The sequence below is a fragment of the Streptomyces sp. 6N223 genome, assembly GCF_052246635.1.
In the GTDB taxonomy this organism is placed as follows: Bacteria; Actinomycetota; Actinomycetes; order Streptomycetales; family Streptomycetaceae; genus Streptomyces.
Genome location: NZ_JBQQCA010000049.1, coordinates 1 through 26755 on the forward strand (window position 1 = coordinate 1; position 26755 = coordinate 26755).

General features: G+C 73.2%; 25 protein-coding genes. 16 read left to right on the plus strand and 9 right to left on the minus strand.

From position 1 onward, the window contains the following. Positions 1-14 precede the first annotated feature (14 nt). Both ACTWQH_RS25065 and ACTWQH_RS25070 read right to left on the minus strand, forming a co-directional pair. Positions 15-275 (minus strand): hypothetical protein, encoded by a 261-nt coding sequence (locus ACTWQH_RS25065; protein ID WP_443289046.1) that lies wholly within the window; start codon positions 273-275, stop codon positions 15-17. A gap of 12 nt (positions 276-287) precedes the next feature. Continuing rightward, positions 288-1145: a mechanosensitive ion channel family protein gene (locus ACTWQH_RS25070; protein ID WP_443289003.1), complete on the minus strand. Its 858-nt coding sequence runs from the start codon at positions 1143-1145 to the stop codon at positions 288-290. Positions 1146-1333: 188 nt separating this feature from the next. Here ACTWQH_RS25070 and ACTWQH_RS25075 point away from each other — a divergent pair, with 188 nt between their 5' ends. From ACTWQH_RS25075 to ACTWQH_RS25090, 4 genes are all read left to right on the plus strand, one after another. Next, the gene (locus ACTWQH_RS25075) at positions 1334-1870 is read left to right on the plus strand and encodes an HNH endonuclease (RefSeq protein WP_443289004.1); all 537 of its coding nucleotides are present in this window, start codon (positions 1334-1336) and stop codon (positions 1868-1870) included. Between the two features lie 126 nt (positions 1871-1996). Then, complete coding sequence (locus ACTWQH_RS25080; RefSeq protein ID WP_443289005.1) at positions 1997-2233, plus strand: hypothetical protein; 237 nt, start codon at positions 1997-1999, stop codon at positions 2231-2233. A 52-nt stretch (positions 2234-2285) separates the two neighbouring features. Further along, the gene (locus ACTWQH_RS25085) at positions 2286-2651 is read left to right on the plus strand and encodes an ArsR/SmtB family transcription factor (RefSeq protein WP_443289006.1); all 366 of its coding nucleotides are present in this window, start codon (positions 2286-2288) and stop codon (positions 2649-2651) included. Positions 2652-2835: 184 nt separating this feature from the next. Next, positions 2836-4350 carry an MFS transporter gene (locus ACTWQH_RS25090; RefSeq protein ID WP_443289007.1) on the plus strand — a complete coding sequence of 505 codons (1515 nt, stop codon included), beginning with the start codon at positions 2836-2838 and terminating at the stop codon, positions 4348-4350. 46 nt (positions 4351-4396) lie between these two features. Here ACTWQH_RS25090 and ACTWQH_RS25095 read toward each other — a convergent pair whose 3' ends face one another. Beyond that, positions 4397-5053, minus strand: coding sequence for a TetR/AcrR family transcriptional regulator (locus ACTWQH_RS25095; protein WP_443289008.1), 657 nt, complete (start codon positions 5051-5053; stop codon positions 4397-4399). A gap of 172 nt (positions 5054-5225) precedes the next feature. Between ACTWQH_RS25095 and ACTWQH_RS25100 the strand changes: the two genes are divergently transcribed. The 9 genes from ACTWQH_RS25100 to ACTWQH_RS25140 all read left to right on the plus strand — a co-directional run bounded on the left by ACTWQH_RS25100 (position 5226) and on the right by ACTWQH_RS25140 (position 18348). After that, the gene (locus tag ACTWQH_RS25100) at positions 5226-5861 is read left to right on the plus strand and encodes a GNAT family N-acetyltransferase (RefSeq protein WP_443289009.1); all 636 of its coding nucleotides are present in this window, start codon (positions 5226-5228) and stop codon (positions 5859-5861) included. Between the two features lie 259 nt (positions 5862-6120). Continuing rightward, a complete protein-coding gene (locus ACTWQH_RS25105; RefSeq protein WP_443289010.1) occupies positions 6121-7560 on the plus strand; it encodes a hypothetical protein in 1440 nt (479 codons plus the stop codon). A 52-nt stretch (positions 7561-7612) separates the two neighbouring features. Continuing rightward, on the plus strand, positions 7613-8698 hold the full coding sequence (locus tag ACTWQH_RS25110; protein ID WP_443289011.1) for a glutamate ABC transporter substrate-binding protein: 1086 nt from the start codon (positions 7613-7615) through the stop codon (positions 8696-8698). A 106-nt stretch (positions 8699-8804) separates the two neighbouring features. Continuing rightward, positions 8805-10148 carry a hypothetical protein gene (locus ACTWQH_RS25115; RefSeq protein WP_443289012.1) on the plus strand — a complete coding sequence of 448 codons (1344 nt, stop codon included), beginning with the start codon at positions 8805-8807 and terminating at the stop codon, positions 10146-10148. Positions 10149-10159: 11 nt separating this feature from the next. Further along, the gene (locus tag ACTWQH_RS25120; RefSeq protein WP_443289047.1) at positions 10160-12949 is read left to right on the plus strand and encodes a tetratricopeptide repeat protein; all 2790 of its coding nucleotides are present in this window, start codon (positions 10160-10162) and stop codon (positions 12947-12949) included. Between the two features lie 2 nt (positions 12950-12951). After that, on the plus strand, positions 12952-14388 hold the full coding sequence (locus tag ACTWQH_RS25125; RefSeq protein WP_443289048.1) for a protein phosphatase 2C domain-containing protein: 1437 nt from the start codon (positions 12952-12954) through the stop codon (positions 14386-14388). Between the two features lie 63 nt (positions 14389-14451). Continuing rightward, complete coding sequence (locus ACTWQH_RS25130; protein ID WP_443289013.1) at positions 14452-15804, plus strand: vWA domain-containing protein; 1353 nt, start codon at positions 14452-14454, stop codon at positions 15802-15804. Positions 15805-15888: 84 nt separating this feature from the next. After that, a complete protein-coding gene (locus tag ACTWQH_RS25135; protein WP_443289014.1) occupies positions 15889-16959 on the plus strand; it encodes an FHA domain-containing protein in 1071 nt (356 codons plus the stop codon). 141 nt (positions 16960-17100) lie between these two features. Then, entirely contained in the window at positions 17101-18348 is a 1248-nt protein-coding gene (locus ACTWQH_RS25140) for an acyltransferase family protein (RefSeq protein WP_443289015.1), read from the plus strand. Positions 18349-18405: 57 nt separating this feature from the next. Here ACTWQH_RS25140 and ACTWQH_RS25145 read toward each other — a convergent pair whose 3' ends face one another. Next, complete coding sequence (locus ACTWQH_RS25145; protein ID WP_443289016.1) at positions 18406-18789, minus strand: globin; 384 nt, start codon at positions 18787-18789, stop codon at positions 18406-18408. Between the two features lie 156 nt (positions 18790-18945). Between ACTWQH_RS25145 and ACTWQH_RS25150 the strand changes: the two genes are divergently transcribed. The 3 genes from ACTWQH_RS25150 (at position 18946) to ACTWQH_RS25160 (ending at position 20352) form a co-directional block, all read left to right on the plus strand. Further along, on the plus strand, positions 18946-19800 hold the full coding sequence (locus ACTWQH_RS25150; RefSeq protein ID WP_443289017.1) for a helix-turn-helix domain-containing protein: 855 nt from the start codon (positions 18946-18948) through the stop codon (positions 19798-19800). A 16-nt stretch (positions 19801-19816) separates the two neighbouring features. Next, positions 19817-20014 (plus strand): DUF397 domain-containing protein, encoded by a 198-nt coding sequence (locus ACTWQH_RS25155; RefSeq protein ID WP_443289018.1) that lies wholly within the window; start codon positions 19817-19819, stop codon positions 20012-20014. Between the two features lie 203 nt (positions 20015-20217). Then, on the plus strand, positions 20218-20352 hold the full coding sequence (locus ACTWQH_RS25160; protein WP_443289019.1) for a hypothetical protein: 135 nt from the start codon (positions 20218-20220) through the stop codon (positions 20350-20352). A gap of 63 nt (positions 20353-20415) precedes the next feature. On the opposite strand, the gene ACTWQH_RS25165 is transcribed toward ACTWQH_RS25160, so the two are convergent. From ACTWQH_RS25165 to ACTWQH_RS25185, 5 genes are all read right to left on the minus strand, one after another. Continuing rightward, positions 20416-21081, minus strand: coding sequence for a hypothetical protein (locus tag ACTWQH_RS25165; RefSeq protein ID WP_443289020.1), 666 nt, complete (start codon positions 21079-21081; stop codon positions 20416-20418). 36 nt (positions 21082-21117) lie between these two features. Then, positions 21118-21534, minus strand: coding sequence for an acyl-CoA thioesterase (locus ACTWQH_RS25170; protein ID WP_443289049.1), 417 nt, complete (start codon positions 21532-21534; stop codon positions 21118-21120). A gap of 50 nt (positions 21535-21584) precedes the next feature. Next, entirely contained in the window at positions 21585-23249 is a 1665-nt protein-coding gene (gene ettA / locus ACTWQH_RS25175) for an energy-dependent translational throttle protein EttA (RefSeq protein ID WP_443289021.1), read from the minus strand. A 185-nt stretch (positions 23250-23434) separates the two neighbouring features. Beyond that, positions 23435-24844 carry a Cys-Gln thioester bond-forming surface protein gene (locus tag ACTWQH_RS25180; protein ID WP_443289022.1) on the minus strand — a complete coding sequence of 470 codons (1410 nt, stop codon included), beginning with the start codon at positions 24842-24844 and terminating at the stop codon, positions 23435-23437. Between the two features lie 163 nt (positions 24845-25007). After that, positions 25008-26708, minus strand: a complete 1701-nt coding sequence (locus ACTWQH_RS25185) for a GTPase (RefSeq protein WP_443289023.1) — start codon at positions 26706-26708, stop codon at positions 25008-25010. Between the last annotated feature and the right edge of the window lie 47 nt (positions 26709-26755).

Consider the following 26755-nt stretch of genomic DNA (forward strand, 5'->3'; position numbering starts at 1 on the left):
GGTGGGGTCAGCCCTCAGCGCTTGCGCTCGGCCAGGACCACCAGGCCCGCGATCACCGCGAAGAGCAGGATCGGGGCGAGAACGAAGAGGCTCAGCGTCTCGAAGATGCTCAGCCCGCTCCCGGGGTCGTCGCCGTCGTCCGGGGTCAGGGCCTGCGCCGCCGGCGAGGCCACCAGCACCGCCAGCGCGGCGGCACTCGTCACGCCTGCCGCGCGCAACGCGCGACCCGCGCGCCGCTTACCGCGCCCGTTCGTCTTCTCACGCTTCTCACTCAGATCGACCACGCCTCACACCTTAGCCGTCGCATCCGCGACGACCTGCGTGGGGGCGAGCTCGATGCCCGCCCCGTCCAGCGCCCGCTTGACGCGCCAGCGCAGCTCGCGTTCCACGCCCAGCGCCTTGCCCGGCTGCGTCTTGGCGGCGACCTTGACCACCATCGTGTCCATGGTGACGGAGTCCAGGCCCAGCACCTCGGCGGGCTCCCACAGCATTTCGTCGAAGGGCGCGGTGCGCGACAGCTCCTCGGCCGCCGCCTCGATCGCCTTGCGCGCCCGGTCGAGGTCGGCGTCGGCGGCCAGGTACACGTCGAGCGTGGCCGTGGACCAGCCCTGGCTGAGGTTGCCGATCCGCTTGATCTCACCGTTGCGGACGTACCAGACCTCGCCGTTGTCGCCGCGCAGCGTCGTCACGCGCATCCCGATCTCCAGCACCGTGCCGGTGGCCTCGCCCGCGTCGACGCGGTCGCCCACGCCGTACTGGTCCTCCAGCAGCATGAACATGCCGCTGAGCACGTCGGCGACCAGGTTGCGCGCGCCGAAGCCGATGGCCACGCCGATGATCCCGGCGCTGGCGACCAGAGGGCCGAGCTGGACGCCCAGCTCGGAGAGAACCATCATCGCCGCCGTGCCGAGGATCAGCACGGACGCGGCGCTGCGCAGCACGGAGCCGATGGTCTCCGAACGCTGCCTGCGCCGCTCGGAGTTGAGCAGCAGTCCCGTCCCGCGCTGCCGGTCCTCGCGGTTGAGCCTGCCTATCAGCCGGCTGATGGCGCGGCGCACGACGAAGCGCACGGTGAGCGCTATCACCACGATGAGCAGGACCCGCAGTCCCGAGGCGAGCCAGGCCTCCCAGTTCTCTCCGGTCACCCGTCCACCGTAATGGGACGCCGTGTGGGCGACGTGGGGAGGATGAGGAGGATGAGGAGTATGTGGCGAACGACACAATCGGCGCATTTCACGATCGTGGTGGCGCTCGGGCCCATACCCAGGACACACTGTGGGAGATCGTCCCGGCGCGAGCCACGTGCCGCCGACGGAAACGGAGGGCGTCCGCAGTGCCACACGTTTTGGTCCTCAACGCGTCATATGAACCACTCGGGGTCGTGCCCGTCCGCCGCGCGCTCATCCTCCTGCTCAACGACAAGGCCGTCAGCCTGGAGGACTCCGGCGCCGTGATGCGCAGCGCGACCAACGTCATACCCGCCCCGAGCGTGGTGCGGCTGAAGCGATTCGTGCGCGTTCCGTACCGGAGCGCCGTCCCCCTCACCCGGCGGGCACTCTTCGCCCGCGACGGCGGCCGCTGCGCGTACTGCGGCGGCGTGGCCACCAGCGTCGACCACGTCATCCCGCGCAGCCGGGGCGGGCAGCACGCCTGGGACAACGTGGTGGCCGCCTGCCGCCGCTGCAACCACATCAAGGCCGACCGGCACGTCGCCGAGCTCGGCTGGCGGCTCCGACATACGCCCGGCCCGCCGTCCGGCCTGGCCTGGCGCATCATCGGCACCGGCCACCGGGACCCCCGCTGGCTGCCGTACCTCAGGCCCTACGGCGCGGACGACGCGCTCGCCAGAATCGACGGCAGAGCGGCCTGACGCACCGATCCGCACCCGATCCCGACACAGCTCGACACAGTTCAATACAGAAAGTCTTACGCCTCACCCGCGTGAGTTCAGTCTCTTTTCCGTGAGAACCCGCGCTTTCCGGCCACTTCCTGTGGCGTGCGCGGATGCGGTGACGTTGACTGGGTAGGCGCACCCGCGCACGCACCACCCGTCGACGAACCGGAAGTCACCTCCGTGCTCGAAGCCCCGCCCCTGATCTCGATGCCCGAGCAGGCGCCGCTGACCAGCGAGCCACCGCTGTCCGACGCCACCCCGCTGACGAGCGAGCCGCCGCTGACCGGCGAGCGGCCCCTGACCGCCGAGCCGACCGGCTCGCAGCCCCGCGACGTCTGACTCGACGCCCGGCCCGGCCCGCAGCTGTTTCGACATGTGTGAAAATAGACGCATGTCGTCGCGCACCGTCGATCTGCTCGCCCCGCAGGCCCCGCCGTCCGCCGCCGAGCCCTGCTGCCCGCCGCTGACGGAGCGACCGCTGACCGCCGAGGAGGCGGAGCGGGCCGCCGCGATGTTCAAGGCGCTGGGCGACCCGGTGCGGCTGCGGCTGTTCTCGCTGATCGCCTCGCACGAGGGCGGCGAGGCCTGCGTCTGCGACATCTCCGACGTGGGGGTCTCCCAGCCCACCGTCAGCCACCACCTGAAGAAGCTCCGCGAGGCCGGCCTCCTCACCTCGGAACGCCGCGGCACCTGGGTCTACTACCGCGTCGCCCCCGCCGTGCTGGCCGCCATGGGCGGCATCCTCACCACCCGCTGAGCAGCCTCCCCCCTCCGCCTCCTCGGGCAGCATTGCCAACCAGCGTTGACTAACGCCCGTGGGCGGGCCTAAGGTGACAACAAGCGTTGACAACAGTCGTTGACTAACAGACGTTGACTACCTTGCGTTGGCTTTCGCTGTTGACTATCGGCCGTTGACCTCGGCCGTCACGGAGGACGTCCCCATGTCTCACTCACCGCAATCACCCGCCGACCACCGTCGCTGGCTGGCGCTGGTCTTCATCTGCCTCGCCCAGCTGATGGTCGTGCTCGACGTCACCATCGTGAACATCGCCCTGCCCTCGGCCCAGCAGGACCTCGGCTTCTCCGACGGCGACCGCCAGTGGGTGGTCACCGCCTACACCCTGGCCTTCGGCAGCCTGCTGCTGCTCGGCGGCCGGATCGCCGACTACACCGGCCGCAAGCGGGCGTTCGTCATCGGCGCGCTCGGCTTCGCCGCCGCCTCCGCGCTCGGCGGCGCCGCCGGCAGCTTCGAGCTGCTGCTGGCCGCCCGCGCCCTCCAGGGCGTCTTCGGCGCGCTGCTCGCGCCCGCCGCGCTCTCCCTGATCGCCGTGAGCTTCACCGAGACCCGCGAGCGCGCCAAGGCGTTCGGCATCTTCGGCGGCATCGCCGCGGGCGGCGGCGCCATCGGGCTGCTGCTGGGCGGCTGGCTGACCGACGCCTTCGACTGGCGCTGGTGCATGTACGTCAACATCGTCATCGCCGTGGCCGCCCTCGCCGGGACGCCCCTGCTGCGCGAGTCCCGCCCCGCCGCCCGCCCCCGCCTGGACATCCCCGGCGCGCTGCTGGTCACCGGCGGCCTGGTCGCCGTCGTCTACGGGCTGAGCGAGGCCGAGTCCGAGAGCTGGTCGTCCGCGACCGTCATCGGCCTGCTGGCCGCGGGCGGCGCGCTGCTGGCGGCGTTCATCGCGGTGCAGGCACGCACCCGCGAGCCGCTGCTGCCGCTGCGCGTGATCCTCGACCGCACCCGCGGCAGCGCCTACCTGGCGGTGGGGTTCGCCATCATCGGGATGCTGGGCACGCTCTTCTTCCTCACCTACCACGTGCAGATCGTCATGGGGTACTCGCCCGTGAAGGCCGGGCTGGCGTTCCTGCCCATGACGCTGGCCATCGCGGTCAGTGCCGGGGGCATCGCCACCCGGCTGCTGCCGAAGGTGCCGCCGCGCGTCCTGATCGTGCCGGGCCTGCTCATCGCCGCCGCCGGCCTCGGCTGGCTGACCAGGCTGGAGCCGGACACCTCCTACGCCGCCGGGCCGCTGACCGGGATGCTGATCACCGGCTTCGGGATGGGGCTGGTGATGGCCCCGTCGATCAACTACGCCACCCACGCCGTCCGGCCGATGGACGCGGGCGTGGCCTCCGGCACGGTCAACACCGCGCAGCAGATCGGCGGGTCGATCGCCACGGCGCTGCTCAACACGATCGCCACCGGCGCCACCGACGACTTCCTCGCCGACCGCGGGCCGCGGGCGGCCGGCGACCCCGCGGTGCTGCGGGAGGGCCTCGTCGAGGGCTACACCACGGCGTTCGCCTGGGCCTCGGGCATCCTCGCGGTCGCGGCGCTCATCGTGGGCGTGCTGATGAACACCCCCGGCCCCCGGCGCCGCGCCGCCGGCGCCACGGCGGCGGCCGGACGGGAGGGGGGCGAGGGCGAGGTGCTCCCCGCCCACTTCGGCTGACGGCCGAACGGGCCGGGCCGCGAGCCCGCCCGCCCCGACCCGTCCCCTACGCCAGGGGGCGGGTCAGGTGCTGCTGCATGCTGGCGCCGACGGCGTCGAGCATCAGCGCGTAGTCCATCGAGGCGATCGGCTCGATCCGCAGCACGTACCGGCAGAGCGCCATGCCGAGGCCCTGGGTGAGGACCAGGCCGGCGCGCTTGTCGAGGTCGGGGTCGTCGGGGAACGCCCGCCGCAGCGCGGGAACGAGGCGCTCCTCGAAGGTGGTGCGGATGGCCCGCTCCGCCGCCGGGTGGGTCACGGAGGCGCGCAGCATCGCCTCCTCCGTCCGGTTCTCCCCGCGCTCCCAGCGCCCGAGCATGGCGTCCGCGAAGCGCCTGCCGACCTCCTCCCTGGGCACCTGCGCGAGGTCGGGCAGTTCGCTGGCGACGCGCACCGTGGCGGCGAACAGGTCGGCCTTGCTGCCGTAGTACCGCATCACCATCGCCGGGTCGACCCCGGCGTCCGCGGCGATGGCGCGGATCGTGGCCCGGTCGAACCCCTCCTCGGCGAAGCGCTCCCGCGCGGCCTTGAGGATCGCCCGCCGCGCCGGCACCGAGCGCGGCCCGAACCGGTGCCGGGGCGCCCACGCCTCCTCCTCCACCTCGACGTCGGCGCCCTTGCCGACGCCGGCCGCCTCGTCCTCGCTCCTGCCCTCGCCTCGCATTCCGCCTCCCAGAGTCCAGTCGCCAGTGCCTGCCGGCAGGCGACTCAGCAGTTGGCCAGTCCCAGTAGTTGGCCAGCATTTGAGCCATCTATTGACCCACGTCTATTTGCCAACTTACGTTGACACCGCGTCCAGCGTATAACGGGACGCGAGGATCCCAGAGAGGCCGCCGATGACAGCCACCACCGCCCTTCCCGCAGTCCGCCCCTACCAGGCCGGCGACCTGCCCGCGCTGCGCGAGATCTGCGTCCGCACCGGCTACCGGGGCGGCGACGCCACCGATCACTACCGCGACCCGGAGGTGCTGCCCGCCGTCTTCGCCGAGCCGTACGCCGTCCTCGCGCCCGGGATCGTCTTCGTCGCCGACACCGGCGAGCGGGTCATCGGCTACATCGTCGGCACCGCCGACTCCGCCGCCTTCTACGCCGCCCTGCGCGCGGAGTGGCTGCCCACCGTCGCCGAGCGCTTCCCCGCGCCCGCGCCGGACGCGCCGCCCCGCGACCTGGACGAGACGATACGCGGCCTGCTGCACCACCCCGAACGCATGCTCGTGCCGGAGGTCGCCGCCCGCTTCCCGGCGCATCTCCACATCGACCTGCTTCCCGAGGGCCAGCGCCGCGGCCTCGGCCGCCGCCTGATGAACGCCTACCTCGACGCGCTGCGGCAGCGCGGCGTGCCCGGCGTCCACCTGGCCATGGACCCGGCCAACACCGGCGCCCGCGCCTTCTACGACCGCCTCGGCTTCACCGAGCTCCCCCACCCGGACGGCGACGGCGGCGTCGTCCTCCTCGGGCTCGCCCTCGGCTGACGGCGCCGGCCGCCAACCCGGCGAAAGGGGCGGCGGGAAAAGGGGAACCGGGGGCGCGCCTACCGCGTGGTCACTTCGGAAGGCGGCGGCGCCGGCAGAAGGCGCATCGCGATCGTGACAAGATCCCGGGAAGGGCTGTGTCGTCGCCGGACGAACGGCCATACTGCTGGCCGTGGCCCGCGTCACCGTGTGCCTCACGTGAACCGCGTGAACCCGGTGGCGCGGACCGACCAGAAATGTGAGGGGGAGGGCCCGGAACGTGACACATCCGCCGACCGCACCGCCCGCGTCCCTGCCTGTGGCGCCGGCGCCGCCCGGCCCGGCGGCCGCCCCGCCCGGGCCGCCGCCGGGCGCGTCGCCGGAGCCGCCGCGGCGCTCGGCCCTCGCCGAGGGCTGGTCCCGGGTGCGCGCCGCCGCCCGCACCGAGCCGGGCAGGCTGCGGATCATGGGCGCGGTCATCGCCGGGCTGCTGGTGCTCTTCGGGGGGGTCTCGGCCTGGCAGGTCGCCGACCGCTCGGCCGCCGCCGACACCGTCGTCGACTCCAGCCAGCCGCTGAGCACCGACGCGGCCGAGATCTACCGCCTCCTCGCCGACGCCAACACCACGGCCGCCGCCGAGTTCCTCGCCGGGGCCAACGGGGACGCCGAGGCCCGCGGCCAGTACGAGCGGGACGTGGACCGCGCCGGCCGGCTGCTCGCCCAGGCCGCGGCCCACGGCGCCGGCACCGGGCGTTCCCAGGAGATCATCGAGCAGCTGAACGAGCAGTTCCTCACCTACACCGGCCTGGTCGAGACCGCGCGCGCCAACAACCGGCAGGGCTTCCCGCTGGGCGGCGCCTACCTGCGCTACGCCGACGAGCAGATGCAGAAGCAGGACGGCATGCTGGATCTGGCCGAGGAGCTGTACGCCCTGGAGACGCAGCGCCTCAGGGACGACATCTCCGCCGCCAAGTCCTGGCCGTGGCCGGCGATGGCCGCCGGCGTGGTCGCCCTCGTCGTGCTGGCCTGGGCGCAGCGCCGCAACTACCAGCGCACCAACCGGGTGTTCAACCCGGGGATGCTGGCCGCCACCGCCGCCACCGTGCTGCTGCTGTGGCTCGCCGGGGCGCAGACGCTGGCCCGAAGCAACCTCAACGAGGCGGACAGCAGCGGCGTCCAGTCCCTGAACGCCCTCAACGAGGCGCGGACCGAGGCGCTGAAGGCGCGCGGCCAGGAGAACCTGGTGCTGGTGGCGCGCGGCGCGGGCGACACCTTCGAGGCCAACTACCAGGACCACATGGCGGAGTTCGCGGGCGAGGGCAACGCCCAGCCGGGCGGCGCCGACGGCGAGAGCCTGCTGGGCCGGGCCTCCTCGCTGGCCGACGACGACGAGGGGCGGCAGCCCATCGAGGAGGCCATGGCCGCCACCGAGGAGTGGCGCAACCGGCACGAGATGGCCCGGGAGGCGGAGCTGGCCGGCGACTACAACCGGGCGCTGGGCCTGGTGATCGGCCCGGAGGACTCCTCGGGCCAGTTCTTCGGCCAGGTGGACCAGGAGCTGGGCAACGCCGTCGCTCACGAGCAGGAGGAGTTCGAGGCGGCGGCGGACAGCGGGCGCGGCGCGCTCGGCGGCCTGCTCGTCGGGGCGGTGGCGCTGGCGGTGCTGGGCGCGGCCTGCGTGGTGGCGGGCATCGGGCGCCGCCTCGCGGAGTACCGGTGAGAGCCGGGGGAACGTGACGAACGTGAGGGAGCGCGAGGGAGGGAACGAGCCGGTGAGCACGTCGAGAAGTGCGGCCGAGGAGGCCGCGGTGGCGGGGCCGGGAGGGCCGGCCCGTGGACGCCGGGGCGGCGCGTGGGCGTTGCTCGTCGCGGCCGGCGGCCTCACGCTGGCCGGGGCGATGCTGGTGGCGTCCCTCCCGTCCTCCGGCGGTGACGGGCGCCCGGGCCCGGCCGGGGGCGGACTCCCCCACGCCGAGCGGGCCGCCAACCCGGGCCAGGAGGACCCGGACGTGGGCGGGGTGGCCGAACCCGAGGTGTGTCCCGACGGCATCAACGAGGACCTGAACGCCGCCACCAGCTACGGCCCCGGCTTCGACGGCGGCGACGCCGTCGAGCGCATCCAGGACGCGGGCCGGCTCGTCGTCGGCGTCGACCAGAACAGCTACCGGTGGGGGTACCGCGAGCCGAGCGGCACCGACGTCGTCGGCTTCGACATCGACCTGGTCGAGGCCATCGCCGAGAGCCTGCTGGGTGACAACCCCACCATCATCTACAAGGCCATCCCCACCGCGGAGCGCGAGAACGCGATCCGCGACGGGGACGTGGACATGGTGGTGCGCACCATGTCCATCACCTGCGAGCGGTGGGACAAGGTCGCCTTCTCCGCGGCGTACTTCGAGACCGGCCAGCAGCTCCTTGCGCCCCGCGACTCCCGGATCACCGGGGTCGACGAGTCGCTCAGCGGGCACACCGTGTGCAGCGGCGAGGAGACCACCGCCTCCGACCAGCTTCAGGCCCGCACCCAGTCGATCCCGGACGTGGAGCTGATCCACCGGGGCAGCCACCTCGACTGCCTGGTGGCGATCCAGCTCGGCCAGGCCGACGCGCTGATGACCGACAGCGCGCTGGCTGCCGGCCACGCCGCCCAGGACCCGACCATGCACCTCGTGGGTGAGCCGGTCACGGTGGAGTCCTACGGCGTCGCCATGAATCTGGCGGACGTCGACCTGGTGCGCTGGGTCAACGGCGTGCTGGAGGACTACACCGCCAGCGGCGCCTGGGACGCCGCGTACGAGGAGTGGCTCGCCGAATACATGGGCGAGGGGGTCTCGCCCCCGGAGCCGCTGTACCGCGACTGACGACCGACAGCCGACCGAACCGACCCGACCGACCGACCCACACGACAGACCCACACGACAGACCCACACGACAGACCGAAAGCGTCACGGCCCAGAGGGGAGAGCGATGGCCCCGGATTCCGGCGGGAAGGTCCTCAGCCGGGAGGAGGTGGACCGCGCGCTGGCGCGGCTCGGCGCCGAGCACGAGGCGATCGAGACCTCCCTGCTGGCCCTGCAGGACCACGCGGGCCGCAGACTGCTGGAGGGCGCCGAGCTGTCCGGGATCACGCGCGAGCGCTGGGTCAGGGCCGAGCGGACCGTCTCACTGCTGTGGGCGTACTTCGACACCTGCACCGAGGCCCTCACCACCGCGCGGGAGCTGCGCGCCAAGCGCCGCTCCCCCACCCGCGACGACCTCGTCCAGCTCAGCGCGCTGCTCGACGGCGAGAACCTCGTCATCGCGGGCGGGGCCGTGACGGGCGAGCGGCTGGCGGAGCGCGTCGGCTGGCCCGCGCTGGTGGAGCGGATGAACGCCGGGTACGCCGAGGTGCTTGACGTGGTCGCCGCGGCGGACGCGGTCTGGTCGGCGCTGCCCGCCCGCATCGACCTGCTCGCCGCCGAGCTGCACCGCCTCAGCGAGCTGGCGCACTCCGTGGGCGTGCGGCCGGGCGCCCACCCGTCCGGGGACCAGCTGCGGCGCGTCACCGACGAGTTGGCGGCGCTGCGCGAGGAGGTGATCGCCGACCCGCTGGCGTTCTGGCTCCCGGCGGGCGGCTCCAGCGCGCCCGGCGGCGGGCGGCCGGACACCACCCGCTACGACCGGGCGGCCCGCGCGCTGGACGACATCCGCCGCGAGGTGGACGCCGTGATCGGGGTGCGCAAGGACGCCGAGGAACGGCTGGTGCGGCTGCGCGACCTGCTCTCCCGCGCCGACCGCACCCTCGCCGAGGCCCGCACCGCGCGGGGCGAGGTGCTGGCGAAGATCGCCGCCTCGGAGGTGCCGGCCGTCAACGGCCCGGCCACCGCGCTGCACGAGCAGCTCGCCACCGCCGCCGACTACCGCAGGCGCGCCCAGTGGCACCGGCTCTCCCCGCTGCTCGAGTCGCTGGAGCAGCGGGCGGAGGAGGAGCTGGAGCGGGCGCGCGCCTCCCTCTCGGCGGTGACCGCGCCGCTGGCGGTGCGGGCGGAGCTGCGCGGCCGCCTCGACGCGTACAAGGCGAAGGCGGCCCGGCTCGGCAAGGCGGAGGAGCCGCTGATGGTGGAGCGGTACGACGCGGCGCGGCGCCTGCTGTGGACGGCGCCGTGCGACCTGCGGGCCGCCGAGTACGCGGTGCTGCGGTACCAGGAGGCCGCGGCCGAGATCCTGACGGAGCCGGCCCGTCCTAGGGACCAGGACCAGGCGCAGGCGCAGGCGCAGGCGCAGGCCGAGGTGCGAGACAGGATCAACCGGGGAGAGTGGGGGAAGCCGTGAGTGACGAGACGATGCAGCACGCCAAGCCGTGCCAGCGGCCCGGGTGCCGGGGGGCGTACGAGGACGTCGGCGGCGGGGAGCTGTACTGCGACACCTGCGGGCTGGCTCCCGTGGTCTCCTCTCACGGCCTGATCGGCGCGGCGCCCACGGGCGTGACCGGCCACGCGCGCGGCACCGGCAGCCAGGGCTCGGGCCGGGGATCGGGCTCGACGAGCACGCCCACCTCCTCGCGCTCCTCCCGATCCTCGACCTCGCGTTCGCAGTTCTCCCGCCGCTCGGTCTCCGGGCGGCTCTCGCGCTCCGTCTCGGGGCGGGTCTCCTCGCGTTCGGTGTCGGTGCGGAGCTCCCGCTCCGCCACGGGCGCGGGCTCCCGCTCGCGGCTGGGCGCGGGCGTCGTCAGTGTCCCGGAGGTGCCGCGCCCGGACCCGCGCCAGGCGGTGCTGGAGACCGCGGAGGTGCCCGAGCGGAAGCGGTTCTGCGGCAACAGCGAGTGCGGCGCGCCGGTGGGGCGTTCGCGCGGCGGGCGGGCGGGCAGGACCGAGGGGTTCTGCACCAAGTGCGGCCACCCCTACTCGTTCGTGCCGAAGCTGCGGCGCGGCGACGCCGTGCACCACGGGCAGTACGAGATCGAGGGCTGCCTGGCCCACGGCGGCCTGGGCTGGATCTACCTGGCCAGGGACAAGAAGGTCTCCGACCGGTGGGTCGTGCTCAAGGGTCTGCTCGACACGGGCGACGAGGACGCGCGGGCCGCGGCCATCTCCGAGCGGCAGTTCCTCGCCGAGATCGAGCACCCCAGCATCGTGCGCATCTACAACTTCGTCGAGCACCTCGACCAGCGCACCGGCAGCCTCGACGGCTACATCGTGATGGAGTACGTCGGCGGCAAGTCGCTGAAGGAGATAGCCAACTCCCGGCGCACCCTGGACGGCCGCCGCGACCCGCTGCCGGTCGAGCAGGCCTGCGCCTACGGCATCGAGGCGCTGGGCGCGCTGGACTACCTGCACACCCGCAACCTGCTGTACTGCGACTTCAAGGTGGACAACGCCATCCAGCAGGACGACCAGCTCAAGCTGATCGACATGGGCGCGGTGCGGCGCATGGACGACGAGGAGTCGGCGATCTACGGCACCGTCGGGTACCAGGCCCCGGAGGTCGCCGAGACCGGCCCGACCGTCGCCTCCGACCTGTACACGGTGGCGCGCACGCTGGCCGTGCTCACCTTCGACTTCCAGGGCTACACCTCGGTGTACGCCGACAGCCTGCCCGAGCCGGACAGCGTGCACGTCTTCCAGCGGTACGAGTCCTTCTACCGCTTCCTGGTGCGGGCCACCGACCCCGACCCGCAGCGCCGCTTCGCCTCGGCGCAGGAGATGGCCGAGCAGCTGACCGGCGTGCTGCGCGAGGTGGTGGCGATCAACACCGGGCAGCCTCAGCCGGCGCTTTCGCAGCTGTTCGGGCCCGAACTGCGGGTGGCGGACACCGAGCTGATGCCGGGCCAGCCGTACACGGAGGCGTCGGCGCTGGGTGCCAGACGCACCCGGGGCGGCCGGCGAGGGGGGCGCGCGCAGGCCGCCCCCCTGCCCGCCCTGCCCGCGCAGGCTTCGCCGCCCGCGCTGTCCGCGCAACCCGCGGGGCCGGCGGTGCCCGCACAGCCCGGGGCGCCCGGAATGCCCGGGACTCACGGGGTGCCCGGGGTGCCCGGGGCGCCCGCACAGCCCGGGGTGCCGCCGCAGCCCGGGCAGCCGCCCGCGCGGCAGCCCGCCCCCGGCCTGGGCGGCGCGCCGCCCCGGCCCGCCACCGGTCCGCCGCTGCCGGCCGCCCCCCGGACCATCCAGCCCGACGTGCGGCAGTCCGCGCTCGCCCTGCCGGTCCCCCGGGTCGACCCCTCCGACCCCAACGCCGGCTTCCTGGCGGGCCTGATGGCCACCACGACCTCCGACATCATCACCGCGGTGCGCTCGGCCCCCGCCGAGTCGGTCGAGCTGCGGCTGCGGGAGCTGCGGGCGTGGCTGGAGATGATCGGCACCGCCGACGTCACCGAAGCCGCCTCGGGGTCTCCCGGCACCCTGGCCCGCAAGGCGCTGACGGAGCTGGAGGACGAGTACCCCGACGACTGGCGGGTGGTGTGGTACCGGGGGCTGCACGCCCTGGTGACCGAGGACCTGGAGACGGCCGCGCTCTCCTTCGACGCGGTCTACGACGCCTTCCCCGGCGAGATCGCGCCCAAGCTGGCGTTGGCCCTGTGCGCCGAGGTGCTGGGCCAGCTCGACAACGCCGCCGACTACTACGAGCTGGTGTGGCGCGCCGACCCCAGTCACGTCAGCGCCGGCTTCGGCCTGGCGCGGGTGCGGCTGGCCAGCGGCGACCGGCAGCGCGCGGTGGCCGCCCTGGAGTCGGTGCCGGAGACCTCCGCCCACTTCACGGCGGCCCGGGTGGCGGCGGTCCGCGCCCGGCTGCGGCAGCGGACGGCGGCCGAGGACCTGCTGCCGGACCTGCTGGCCGCCGGTCAGCAGCTCGCCGGTCTGCGTGACGCGGGCCTGGAACCATCACTAGGTGAACAACTGTCCTGTGAAGTGCTGGGAACCGCCCTGGACTGGGTACTCACCGGGCGATCGGGGCAGGCGCCTCACCCCGACCACGCGCAGCAGCAGCGGCTGCTCGGCCTGCCGCTGGACGAGAAGTGGGTCAGGCTCGGCCTGGAACGCAGCTACCGTCGGCTTGCCCGACTGGCGCCAACCAGCACGGAACGGATCGGACTAGTGGAAGCGGCCAACCGCTTCAGGCCAAGGACATGGGTGTGACAATGCCGCAGCTCGACCAAGTCTCCGCCTGCCCCGGCTGCGGGGAGCCGCTGGAGGAGGACGACCGCTTCTGCGGCGTCTGCGGCACGGCGCGGCATGCCATGCCTGCCGTGGCCCGGGCGGACGGTTCCGACGGTCCCGCGGTGGACGACCCGACGGTGGCGGTGCGCACCCCGACCCAGCCGGACCAGCCGCTGCGTACGCCCACCGAGCCGGACTTCACGCTGCCGCCGCCGCAGTCGGCCGCGGCGGCCGAGCCGATCGCCCCGCCGCCGCCCCTCCAGCCGCCGGCCGCCGGGCCGCTGCCCACCTTCGACCCGCGGACCTCCCCGGCGGCGCCGCCGCCCCCGTCGGCTCCCCCGGCGCCGCCCGGGCCACCCGGGCCACCGCAGCCGTCACCGGCGTCCGGCTCGGACCCGCGCGCCGCCGCGCCCGCCGGTCCGGCGCCCGCCGCGCCGCCGTCCTCGCCCGGCCAGGACCCGCGCACCCGCGACTCCCGGCCCCCCGGCCGCGGGACCCACCCCGTGCCCTGCGCCGTCTGCGGCAACGGCTACGTGGACACCGACGGCTACTGCGAGGAGTGCGGCCGCGCCCAGCCGGGCGAACGGGACCACGTGGAGCGGGCGTTGGGCGGCGTCGCCGCCGTCAGCGACCTGGGGCTGCGCCACCACCGCAACGAGGACGCGTTCACCGTCTCCGCCACCGCGCTGCCCGACGGCTCCCCGGCCGTCATCGCCGTCGTCTGCGACGGCGTCTCCTCCTCCTCCCGCCCCGACGAGGCGTCGGCCGCCGCCGCCGAGGCCGCCCAGGAGTACCTGCTGCAGGCCCTGCCGCGCGGCGTCTCGGGGCAGCAGGCGATGCACGACGCGCTGCTGTCCGCCGCCCACGCCGTCGCCGACCTCGCCGACGAGTCCGAGCGCGCCCACGGCCGCAACGCCCCGGCCTGCACCATCGTCAGCGCGGTCACCGCCAGCGGCACCCTCACCATCGGCTGGATCGGCGACAGCCGCGCCTACTGGGTCCCCATCGCCATCGACGGCGGCCCGGGCGCGGGCGCGCCCGCGCGCCTGACGGAGGACGACTCCTGGGCCGCGCAGATGGTGGCGGCCGGGCTGCTCAGCGAGGCCGAGGCCATGGCCGACCACCGGGCGCACGCCATCACCGCCTGGCTCGGCGCGGACGCTCAGGAGATCGAGCCGCACACCGCGTCGTTCAAGCCCGACCGGCCGGGCGTGGTGATCGTCTGCACCGACGGGCTGTGGAACTACGCCGAGTCCGCCGACCAGATGGCGCGGCTGGTCTCCAGCGAGGCACACGCCGCGCCGCTGCCCTCCGCCCGCCAACTCGTCCAGCACGCCCTCGACTCCGGCGGCCACGACAACGTAACGGTGGCCGTCATCCCGTTCCCCGTGGCCACCGACCGGGCAGGAACGGCTTGACCCACTCGGGCGCCGTTCTCTCAACCCCGCGCGATGCCGCTCGCACGACTGGAGGGTCCTCACATGGCCAACTTCGCGAAGTCGAACGTGCCGCAGTTCGCCATCGACGTCTACCAGAACGAGTACCTCCCGCAGGCGGCGCGGGAGGTCAACGCCATCGTCACGGTCACCTCCACCGGCGGCGGCACGACGGGCGGGCGGCCCCTCCCCGCGGGCGGTGAGGACGGCAGCGGGCCCCGCGCCGCCGTGGTGATCATGGTGGACTGCTCGGGGTCGATGGACTACCCGCCCACCAAGATGCGCAACGCCCGGCAGGCCACCGAGGCGGCCATCGACACGGTCCGGGACGGCGTGTCGTTCGCCGTCGTCGCCGGCACCCACAAGGCGATCGAGATCTACCCGGGCGACGGGCGGCTGGCGATCGCGTCCCACGAGACCCGCGCCGGCGCCCGCGAGGCGCTGCGGCGCCTGACGCCCTCCGGCGGCACGGCGATCGGCACGTGGCTGCGGCTGGCGCAGCGGCTGCTGGCCGCCTCCCCCGCCTCGATCCGCCACGGCATCCTGCTGACCGACGGGCGCAACGAGCACGAGAAGCCGGAGGAGCTGAAGGCGGCGCTGGACGACTGTGCCGGAACGTTCACCTGCGACGCCCGGGGCGTGGGCACCGACTGGGAGGTGAAGGAGGTCACCGGCATCGCCTCGGCGTTGCTGGGCACCGCCGACATCGTGGCCGAGCCCGAGGGCCTGGCCGCCGACTTCACCGCGATGATGGAGAAGGCGATGGGCAAGGAGGTCGGCGACGTCAGCCTGCGGCTGTGGACGCCGCAGGGCGCGGAGATCCAGTTCGTCAAGCAGGTCGCGCCGGCCGTGGAGGACCTCACGGCGCGCCGCACCGAGTCGCCGCCGCGCTCCGGCGACTACCCGACGGGCTCGTGGGGAGACGAGTCCCGTGACTATCACGTGTGCGTCCGGGTGCCGTCGGCGGAGGTCGGACACGAAATGCTCGCGGCCCGGGTGGCGCTCATCATCCGCGAGGTCTCGGACCCGGCCGGGCCGCCCGCGACCACGCTGGGTCAGGGACTGATCCGGGCGGTGTGGACCGACGACCTCGCCGCGTCGACGCGGATCAACCCGCAGGTGGCCCACTACACCGGGCAGGCCGAGCTGGCCGACGCCATCCAGGATGGCCTTCAGCTGCGCAAAGACGGCGACGAGGCGGGCGCGACGGCCAAGCTGGGGCGGGCCGTGCAGCTCGCGCACTCCTCCGGAAACGACGAGACTGCCAAGCTGCTGGCGAAGGTGGTAGACGTGGAGGACGCGGCGGCAGGTACTGTTCGTTTGAAGGCAAGAGTCACCGAGGCCGATGAGATGACCCTGGAGACGCGGTCGACGAAGACCGTCAGGGTGAAGAAGTAGCGCGGCCGACGTGCACTTCTGCGCTTCGCCCGCACAGCCAGAGGGATATACGCAGACGTTGGGACGTAAGGGGGAGGCAGTAACATGCCGACTTGCCCGAACGGCCACCAGTCGGTGGCCGAGGACTGGTGCGAGGTGTGCGGCCACCGCATGCTCGCCCCGGCCGCCACCGCGGTGCCCCCGCCTCCGCCACCCCCCGGCTTCCCGCAGCCAGGTCCCATGCCCGGTGGCCCCGGCCCCGGTCCCGCCCACGGCGGTCCTGGCCCCATGCCCGGCGCCCCGCCCGAGCTGTGCCCGCAGTGCAACACGCCCCGGGAGGACCAGGCGCCGTTCTGCGAGCAGTGCCGGTTCAACTTCCTGACCAACTCCCCCACCACCTACATACCGCCGACGCCGCCGGCCCCGCAGCAACAGCAGCCGCAGCATCAGCAGCCACCGCCGCACATGGGCGCCCCCGGCCAGCACGGCCAGCACGGCCAGCACGGCCAGCACGGCCAGCACGGCCAGCCGATGTTCCCGCAGGCCCCACCGGCCCCGCAGGCGCCTCAGCCGCAGCATCAGCAGTTCCCGCCGCATCCGCAGCAGCCCCAGCACCACCAGCAACCTCAGCAGCATCAGCAGCCTCAGCAGCTCCAGCAGAGCGGCGACTGGGTCATCTCGCCCCCGAGCCAGCACCAGGGCGTTCCGCCGCAGCAGGGCCCCGGCCCGGGACAGGCGCCCGGCCCCGGCGGGTACCCGCCGCCGCAGCCGGGCACGTGGATGGTCTCCATAGGCGCCGACCCGCAGTACTTCCAGGCGATGATGCGCCGCTCGGGCCCCGAGGCCTCGCAGCTCAGCCTCCCGGCGTACGCCCCCGAGCAGCAGATGCCGCTGACCAAGCCGCAGGTCACCATCGGCCGCCGCCGCCAGTCCACCGGCGAGTCCCCGGACATCGACCTGGCCCGCCCGCCGGAGGACCCCGGCGTCTCGCACCAGCACGCCATCCTCATCCAGCAGGCCGACGGCAGCTGGGCGGTGGTGGACCAGGACTCCACCAACGGCACCACCGTCAACGGCGCGGACGAGCCGATCCAGCCCTTCGTGCCGGTCCCCCTCAAGGAGGGCGACCGCGTCCACATCGGCGCCTGGACCACGCTGACCCTGTACCGGAGCTGACGCGCGACGCCTGACAGTGACAGGATCGTTATCCTTCGTATCCCCGCGAAAACGCATCCCGTCGCGTGGTTCGGCCGTCAAACAGAACGTGACGACGGACTTCACGCACGACATCATGCACATTGACGGGGGGATCGAGCGGTGCTGCTCAACGCGTTAAGGGACTGGCGGCGCCGAGCCGCCGAGCGGCGGGGCGAACGCCGGGCGAGCCGCGACCCGCACTGGGACAACATCCGGTACTTCTCCGGCACCCTCGTGGTCTTCATCCACATGACCAACACGGTGCAGAACTACGAGGGCCTGCGCTGGCTGTACATCGCGACCTGGGCGATGCGGGTGCCCGTCTTCGTCCTGGTCGCCGGGTACTTCAGCCGCGCCGACGCGCTCACCCCCAGAGAGGCGCGGCGCCTGATCGAGTCGGTCGTGGTGCCGTACCTCGCGATAGGCCTGCTGCACACCCTGCAGATGGGTCCCGACCACTCCGGGGAGTGGAGCTTCCACCTCGGGGAACCGGCGTGGGGGATGTGGTTCCTGCTGTCGCTGGTGTTCTGGCGCGCCGCGCTGCCGTACCTGGCGCAGCTGCGCTACCCGCTCGCCGCCTCGGTGGCGATGGCGCTGGTCGCCGGCTATGTATCGGAATTCGGCATCACGTGGTCGATCGGCCGCACCTTCGGCTTCCTGCCCTTCTTCCTGCTGGGGTGGAAGATCCGCGAGGGCCTGTTCTCCGGGGCGCTGCGCGCCCGGTGGACGCGGGACGCGGCGCTGGGCGTGATCGGGGCGACCTTCGTCGCCGCCTGGCTCCTGCGCGACACCCTGCGGCCGAACTGGCTGCGGATGAAGGGCCCGTACGAGGCGGAGGAGATGCTCGGCGCGCCCTTGGCCTGGACGGTGCGGGGCATGATCCTGCTGGGCGGCATGGTGATCGCGCTCAGCTTCATCCGCCTCATTCCCCGCCGTCGGCTGCCGGTCATCACCTACCTCGGCGCGGGCGGCCTGTACATCTACCTGCTGCACCCGCTGGTGCTGCGGCCGCTCCACCAGCGGGACACCTTCTCCTGGGCCGACTCGGCGCCTCGGGTGGCGGGCGCGCTGGTCCTCGCGGCGCTGCTGGCCGCCGCCCTCGCCTCGCCCCCGGTGCGCTGGCTGACCCGCCCCGTGATCCAGCCCCGCATGCCGTGGCTCTTCAACGCCGACACCAACGCCAACGCCGGTGCCAACGCCGGTGCCAACGCCGGAACCAGCGCCGCCGCCCGCGCCAAGATCCGCGCCGGTGCCGCCCCCGAGGGTGCCCTCGCCCCCGCCCGGCCGGACGAGGCGTCCGCCGCCGGGGCCCTGCGCCCGCTCCCGGTGCCCCGCGCCAAGGCGTCCGAGCGGGCCGGAAGCAGATGACGCGGGTGACGCGGATGGCGGCGGCCAGGGGCGGACGACGGGCCGCCCACCGGCGCGTCAGCCCGGCGTGTTGACCATCGACGCCGCCGCGTACACCAGGTAGTCCCACAGCTGCCGCTCGTGCTCGGGATCCAGCCCCAGGCTGTCCACCGCCTCGCGCATGTGCGCGAGCCACGCGTCGTGCGCCGCCCGGTTCACGGCGAACGGCGCGTGCCGCATGCGCAGCCTCGGGTGCCCCCGGCTGTCGCTGTAGGTGCGCGGCCCGCCCCAGTACTGCATGAGGAAGAGCCTGAGGCGCTCCTCCGCGGGGCCCAGGTCCTCCTCCGGGTACATGGGCCGGAGCACCGGATCGGTCGCGACCCCCTCGTAGAAACGGTGCACCAGCTTCCGGAAGGTCTCCTCGCCCCCGACCTGCTCGTAGAACGACTGCTGCTTGTCCATCACACCTCCCATGGTCGCAGACCCCACCCACACCCCATCCGGGGCACTGGTATCCCGTGGCAAGCTCGGGCCGAACTAGACCGGATCTCCAGGGAGCGGCAGACTGCGGAGCTTGATCAAAGAACCGATCAAACAGCGCGACCGTAGGAGGGATATATGCCGCCGAGGGACGTTCCGACCGCTCGCGAGGCGCGCCTGGGAGCCGAACTGCGCAAGCTGCGGGAACGGGCCGGAAAAGCCGCCCACGAAGCGGCGGCGCACATAGGGACCGACCGCGCGAAGATGTCGAACATCGAGTCGGGGAGGCGCGGAATCAGCGAGGAGCGCATTCGGAGGCTCGCGGACTTCTATTTGTGCGACGACGAGCCCCTCATCGACGCGTTGTGCGCCATCGCGCGCGAACACCGGGGGCAGCACTGGTGGGAGCGCTATCGCGGAATTCTCGCGCCGGGCTCACTCGACATGTCGGAGCTCGAACACCACGCCAGGCGGCTGAGCACGGTTCACATGCTTCTGGTGCCGGGGCTGTTCCAGACGCCCGGATACGCGCGGGCGATCTTCGGCAGCGCCATTCCCCGGCCGCGCGACGAGGAACTGGACGCGCGGGTCGAACACCGCGTCAGCCGGGCCCAGATCTTCCGGCGGCCCGACCCGCCCCCGTGCGAGGTCATCATCCACGAGGCGGCGCTGCGCATGCGCTACGGCGGGCGCAGCGTGGCGCGCGCCCAGCTTGAACACCTGCTCGACGTGGCGGACTGGCCCTCCGTCACCCTCCGGGCGATCCCCTTCGCGCTCGAGGATGTCCCTGGTCACGCGCAGTCTATGCTCTATGCGGAAGGCCCGGTTCCCCAACTGGACACCGTGCAGCTGGACACACCGTTCGGCGGCGCCTTCCTGCACACCGAGCCCGAACTGAAGAAGTACCGGAGGCTGTTCGTGACCTCAAGCCACCTTGCGCTGGATGCCGAGGATTCCCGGCAGCTCATCCGGTACATCGCGCGAGAGATGTGAGCAGAGAATGACAGCAATGACGGCAGAGTTCACCTGGCAGAAGTCCAGCTTTTCCAGCACCGGCGACAACTGCGTCGAGATCGCAGGCCTCCCCGGCGGGGTGGCGATCCGCGAGAGCGACGTGCCCGGGACCGTCATCCGCGCGAGCCGCGTACGCCTCGCCGCGCTCCTGGAGGGTTCGAAGGCGGGCCGTTTCGACCGCCTGACGGACTGACTTCCCCCTCGGCCCCTCACCCCCGCGGGAGGGGCCTATATCAATCCAAGATTAATTTGGCAATGGTGTCCCGGGATACCGTTGCCGCCGCCGCCCTGTAGCGCTACCGTTGCTGTACGTCAGCACGCCGGGGCAGTGCCCGGCCGTCGCTGACACCCTCGCGAGGCCACTTCCCTCCATGACATGGCGAAGGGCACCCGATCATGTCTACCGCACCCCAACCGACGAATACCGGACATCAGAACGACACACCCAGCACCGCGGACCAGTTGCGCGAGAAGGTCAGGGAGGCCAACGCGCAGAGCGAGGCCAACCGGCTGAGCAAGGGCGGCAAGTAGAGGCAGGACACAGGCGGCAAGCACTCCGGCGGCGGTCGCGGTGGGGAATCCCCGGGCGGGGGCCTACAGAGGTGTGACCGACAGCCCGCCGACGCCCGCCGTCCGGACGGCGATGGAGCCCGGCGGCGTGCCGAGACGCAGCCATACGCCGCACCTCAGCACCGTCGCCGGAGCGGCGTCCCGCGCCCGCAGGAAGCCGAGCGCGTGGGCGGCGTGCACGACGCGCAACGGCAGCGGCGTACCGGGCAGGGTGCGCGACCAGATCTCCTCGGCGATGGCGTCGAGCGCCTCGCGGGTGCGCTCCGCCCCGGCCAGCCGCTCCGACCGCTCGCGGAACTCCGCGACCACCGCCGCCGCCGTGGACCCCAGCTCGCCGTGCGGCACCTGGGCCAGCTGCTGCCAGCCGCCGCGCGGCGGCAGCACGCCGGCCCAGGCGGGCCCGGTCACCGGGGCGGGCACCGCGACGGCGTCCCGCTCCTCGTCGATCCCCTCCAGCAACTCGCCGGCGGAGACGGTGGCATCGATCCGCGCGGGCTCCCGCAGCCGGCCCGGACGCACCGCCAGCACGCCGAAGCGCGCGGGCCGGGTGAACAGCGCCGCGACCTCACCGCCCGCCGTCAGCCGCACGGAGGCGGCGCGGTCCCACCCCAGCTGCCGCTTGAGGAACGCCGCGAGGTCCCTGGCCTCTCCCGGCTCGGCGAAGGCCAGCCGGCCGTGCGTCGTCTTCATCACCCGTCATCGCCCGTCATCGCCGGTCATCACGCGTCATGCCATGGATGGCGTCTCCGCCCCGCCCTCCCCGGCCGCCTCGAGGTACTTCTCCGCGAAGATCCGCTCCTCGTCCCCGAGCCGCCGCGGCCTGCCTCGCTCCAGGTCGTAGGGCACGAGGACGGTGGCGGCCCGGACGTAGAGCGTCTCCTCGCCGTCGGCCGCCACGTCCTTGACCTCGTAGGCCACGGTGAGGGAGGCGGCGCCGATCCGGGTCACCCACATCTCGATGGTCACCGGCTCGGCGCGGTAGGTCAGCGGCCTGCGGTAGTCGATCTCGTGCCGCGCCACCACCACGCCGCTCTCGAACCCCCCGGACGTCGCCTCCCGCGCCACACGGAAGAAGAGGTCGATGCGCGCCTCCTCCAGATACCGCAGGAAGACGACGTTGTTGACGTGCCCGAAGGAGTCCATGTCGGCCCAGCGCAGCGGGCACTCGTACACGTGGCGCACGCCGCTCCCACCTAGCCCCGGGTCAGCTTCTTGTACGTGGCCCGGTGCGGGCGCATCGCCTCCGGGCCGAGCCGCTCCGCCTTGTTCTTCTCGTACGACTCGAAGTTGCCCTCGAACCAGAACCACTGGGAGTTGCCCTCGTAGGCGAGGATGTGGGTGGCGATCCGGTCCAGGAACCAGCGGTCGTGGGAGATGACCACCGCGCAGCCGGGGAACTCCAGCAGCGCGTTCTCCAGCGAGGAGAGCGTCTCCACGTCGAGGTCGTTGGTGGGCTCGTCCAGCAGCAGCAGGTTGCCGCCCTGCTTGAGGGTGAGCGCGAGGTTGAGCCGGTTGCGCTCGCCGCCGGAGAGCACGCCCGCGGGCTTCTGCTGGTCGGGGCCCTTGAAGCCGAACGCGCTGACGTACGCGCGCGAGGGCATCTCGACCTGGCCGACGTTGATGTAGTCCAGGCCGTCGGAGACGACGTGCCACAGCGACTTGTCCGGGTCGATGTTGGCGCGCGACTGGTCCACGTAGGAGATCTGCACGGTCTCGCCGACCCGGACGCCGCCGGCGTCGGGCTCGACCATGCCCAGGATCATCTTGAACAGCGTGGTCTTGCCCGCGCCGTTGGGCCCGATGACGCCGACGATGCCGTTGCGCGGCAGCGTGAAGGAGAGGTTCTCGACCAGCACCTTCCCGTCGTACGCCTTGGCCAGGGCGTCGACCTCGACGACGATGCTGCCCAGGCGCGGGCCCGGCGGGATCTGGATCTCCTCGAAGTCGAGCTTCCTGGTCTTCTCCGCCTCGGCGGCCATCTCCTCGTAGCGGGCGAGGCGGGCGCGGGACTTCGCCTGGCGGCCCTTGGCGTTGGAGCGGACCCAGTCCAGCTCGTCCTTCAGCCGCTTGGCGCGCTTGGCGTCCTTCTGGCCCTCGATCTTCAGGCGGGTCTGCTTGGTCTCCAGGTACTTGGAGTAGTTGCCCTCGTAGGCGTAGGCGCGGCCGCGGTCGAGCTCCAGGATCCACTCGGCGACGTTGTCCAGGAAGTACCGGTCGTGGGTGATGGCGACGACGGTGCCCTCGTACTTGGCGAGGTGCTGCTCCAGCCACTGCACGGACTCGGCGTCGAGGTGGTTGGTGGGCTCGTCGAGCAGCAGCAGGTCGGGCTGCTCAAGCAGCAGCTTGCACAGCGCGACGCGGCGCTTCTCGCCGCCGGAGAGGTTGGTCACGGGCCAGTCGCCCGGGGGGCACCCGAGGGCGTCCATGGCCTGCTCCAGCTGCTGGTCCAGCGTCCAGGCGCCGGCGTGGTCGAGCTGCTCCTGGAGTGTGCCCATCTCCTCCATCAGCTCGTCGGAGTAGTCGGTCGCCATCAGCTCGGCGATCTCGTTGAACCGGTCGAGCTTGCCCTTGATCTCGGCCACGCCCTCCTGGACGTTCTCCAGGACCGTCTTGGACTCGTTCAGCGGCGGCTCCTGGAGGAGGATGCCGACGCTGTAGCCGGGCGAGAGGAAGGCGTCGCCGTTGGAGGGCTGCTCCAGGCCGGCCATGATCTTCAGCACCGTGGACTTGCCGGCGCCGTTGGGCCCCACGACGCCGATCTTGGCGCCGGGCAGGAAGCTCAGGGTGACGTCGTCCAGGATCACCTTGTCGCCGTGGGCCTTGCGCGCCTTGCGCATGGTGTAGATGTACTCAGCCAAGTCAAACCGTCCGGGCGATCACGAAGCGGGCAGGAGAGCGAACGAATCCATCCTGCCGCATGGTCCCTCCAGGGAGAAAACGCGCCCACCCACCTTCTCGGGTCGGCGCGACGCGACGGGGCGGGTCCGGCATGGCCGGACCCGCCCCTTGGTGTCGCAGAGGTGCGGCGTTGCGCGGTGCGGCGTTACCCGGCCGACGCGGTGGCCGCCCTGCGCCGCAGGTACAGCACGGTGCCGCCGCCGGCCGCCAGCAGCACGGCCGCGATGCCGGCGATCATCACCGGGCTGCCGCTGTCGCTGCCGGTCTCGGCCAGGTCGGGGCCGGACTCACCCGAGCCGCCGGTGCTGGCGGGCGCGGGCTCGTTCTCGTCGATCTCCTCCATGCCGCCGTTGCCGCCGGTGTCGCAGTCCAGCACGCCGGAGAAGACCCATTCCTGGCTCTCCTCCAGGCCGGCGATGCTGATCTCGTACGCCTGCCCGTTCTCGACCGGGAAGGTGATGGTCTCCTCCGCGCCGGGGGCGACCTCGTACTCCTCGCCGCCCAGCTGGAAGACGAACGGCTCGTCGCCCGCGTTGGTGGCGGTGATGTCCACGCCGCCCTCGGCGCAGTTCTCCTTCGCCGTGACGGCCGGAACCGGGCCCTCGGTCGCCCAGTTGACGCTGGCGCTCGCGGTCACCTCGGAGGTGGAGGAGCCCGCCAGGATCATCGTCTGGGTGACGGTCTCGGTGCCGGTGAAGGCGCGGCCGACCGGCACCTCGGAGGTGGCGGTGGCGGTCAGCGAGGCGCTGCCGTCCTCGGCGCCCTCGGGCACGGAGAAGTACAGCTCGGTGCCGTCGGTGACGGCGACCTCCTCGGAGACGGTCTCGCCGTTGGCGTCGACGATGGTCACGCCCTGGTCGGCGGCGGCCTGGTCAGGGGCGACGTAGACGGCCTCGGCGGTGGTGTTCACGGTGACCGGGCCGACGATCTCGCCCGGCTTGCCGGAGACCTGCGGCGGGGTGAGGCGCAGCGACGCCTCCGGCTCCGCCACCTCGGCGGCGTTGGCCAGCAGCCACTCGGTCAGCAGGGCGGCGTTCTCGTCCTGCGGCGTGGCGTCGACGCCGTCGGAGAGGTGCCAGATCGCGGCCTGCGTGCCGGCGGCGGCCTGCTCAGGGGTGAGCGACTCGGCGCCGGCCTGGGAAGCGAGGGCGCTGAGGTCGTCGACGCTCGGGTAGGAGTTCTGGAGAATCCAGTTGATCTTGCCGGCCTCGGGGTTGCCCTGCAACGAGGAGGACTCCCACCCGGTCTCCTTGTACTGGGAGCCGGCCTGGGCGGCGGTCTCGAAGTCGATGCAGTACGTCTGCAGCGTGCCGCCGTCGTCGGCGGTCAGGCTGAACAGGCCACCCCCGTACGTCCTCGTCTCGCCGTCGACGACGACGTCGACCCGGTCGAAGATCGTGAGGCCATCCAGCGTGGCCGTGATGCCACCGTCGCGCGGGTTGATTACATCCGCGGCGGCCGGTCCCGCGGTGGCGATGGCGCCGGCGGCGAAGAGGCCGGCGGCGAAGGTGGTGGCCGCAAGGCGGGCGGCGGCCCGCCTGCGCGCAAACAACATGGGTGTGTCCCCTCCACGTGATTCACAGGGCACGCGGCGAGGCGCACGGATGTGCGCCTGCCGCACGCTCATCGTTGTCCCCGTGCGTACGCTGGATCGTAGAGAGGGCGGTCGCCCAAAGTCCCCCGCCCATACGAGAGTTACACATACCTTGCTTGAATCGTTATGTAAGACCGGGCGCGTTGGAATCGACGAGGGCGTACCGTTCCCGCACCTCCTGATAGCGCATCAGCTCGGCCGCCACCGGCTCCAGCACGTGGCGGTGGCCCTGGTCGGCCGCCAGCCGGGCGAGCCGCCACTCCTCCTGCTGGCCGTACGCGCGGGCGGGCCCGCGGGCCGCGATCCGGCAGCCCCACGCCAGCAGCGGCCCGGCCAGCGCGCCGCACGCCATCAGCGCCACCGGCAGCCAGCGGCCCACCACGGGCTGTCCGATCAACGCCGTGAGCAGCCAGCAGAGCCCCAGCAGCTGGGCGGCCAGCAGCACGGCCTGCCCGACGGCGGCGGCCGACCACCACCGGGGGCGGGGCAGCGCGCCCGTGGCCTGCTCGCCGAGCGCCGACTCCAGGGCGCGCGGCAGGCCCCCGGCGCCGCGCCACGCCGCCTCCCCCACCGCCTCGGCCCAGGCCGCGGGCAGGCCGTCGCAGGCTCCGTCGACGAGCTGGCGGACGGCCTGCTCGACCTCGGGGCGGGAGACCACCGGCGGCTCGGCGGCGCGCAGCCGCTTCGCGGCCAGCGCGGGGGGCTCGCCGCGGCGTTCCGCCTGGTGCACGGCGAGCCGCCGCAGCAGCTGGGACCAGGGCGTGCCGCAGGCGCGGTCGGCGCGGCGCAGCCAGCCGCGCTCGGCCGCCTGCCCGGCGGCGGGGGCGCCGACGGCGGCGGCGAGGCGTTCCTCGAACTCCTCCCGGGCCTCCTCGGTGAGCCCGGCCGGGGCCCGGCCGCCGTCGGCGACGTACAGCGGGCGCAGGCGGCGCGCCACGCCGTCCACGTCGGCGGCCAGGCGGCGGGTGGCGGCGCCGCGCGAGGCGACCAGCTGGGCCACCTCGTGGCGCAGTTCGGCGACGCCCTCGCCGGTGAGCGCGGAGAGGGCCAGGACGCGGGCGCCGGGCTCGCCGTGCTCGCCCAGGGCGATGCCGCGCTCGTCGAGCAGCCGCCGCAGGTCGTGCAGGACGGCGTCGACGGCCTCGGTGGGCAGCCGGTCGGCCTGGTTGAGGACGATGATGCTGACCTCGGCGTGGTCGGCGAAGGCGCGCAGGTAGTGCTCGTGGAAGAGCGCGTCGGCGTACTTCTCGGGGTCGACCACCCAGATCATCGCGTCGACCAGGCCGAGCAGCCGGTCGGCCTGGCGGCGGCGGGCGGCGTCGAGGGAGTCGTGGTCGGGCAGGTCGAGCAGGATGAGGCCGCGCAGGGTGGGGTCGACGACGTGGGCGCGGCGGCGGGAGCGGGCGGGGATGCCGAGCCGCTCCAGCAGGCCGTCGGGGCCGGGGCCGGACTTGCCGGCGTCCCAGGTGCAGGAGACGGGCCCGGCCGTGGTGGGGCGGCGGACGCCGCTCTCGGAGAGCTGGGCGCCGGCGAGGGCGTTGAAGAGGGTGGACTTTCCGCTGCCGCAGGAGCCGGCGATGGCGACGGTGGTGTACTCCTTGGGCAGGCGTTCGCGGGCGGCCGCCTCGTCGAGCACGCGCCCGGCGAGGGTGAGGGCTTCGGTGCCGGGATCGGCGGGGGCGGGGGCGGACGGGGCGGCGTCCGGGTCCGGGTCGGCGGCGCCCTGCAGCCGGGTCCGGGAGAGGCCGAGCAGCTCGCGCAGCGCGCCGAGCCTGCGGTGCAGCGCGGCCTCCTCCCGGTCACCCTCCTCGATGGCTTCGTTCACGCTCCCTCTCCTCTTCTTTCCTCTTTTTTATGGGTCCCAATGTGTCC